Here is a 325-nt window from a genome sequence, read left to right as displayed (position 1 = left end):
GCACTTGGCTGTAGGTCATACTGAGTTGCTTATCACTGAGTAACGCAATCGCATCCGTGACCGCCCGTGTGATATCCAGCTGTATCTCCCGTGGCGTCGAACTGGCTTCTCCTTTGGCGAGGCGCTGCTCCGCTTCGGCGTAAAACGCTTTGCGCGCCTCAGAGCCAAAGCCATTTTTATCCAAGCGGTCAAACCAGTCGGTTAGCAACTCACTTTTTTCAGGGGTTGTTTTTGCCTGACGCGTATCCAGGGCGGCCACATCACGGGATTTCAATGAGGCTTCATGCCCGACGGCATCAAGGATTTGCTGGCGACGTTGGGAGAA

General features: G+C 54.5%; 1 protein-coding gene. It reads right to left on the bottom strand.

Annotated elements, in window-relative coordinates:
- Nucleotides 1–325, bottom strand: a 325-nt coding sequence (locus tag AC4IFO_RS23165; RefSeq protein ID WP_490737875.1) for a hypothetical protein, incomplete at both ends; no start/stop codon positions are given.

The organism is Providencia sp. UF-224, from assembly GCF_058245955.1.
This window is presented reverse-complemented; position numbering and strand designations above follow the sequence as displayed.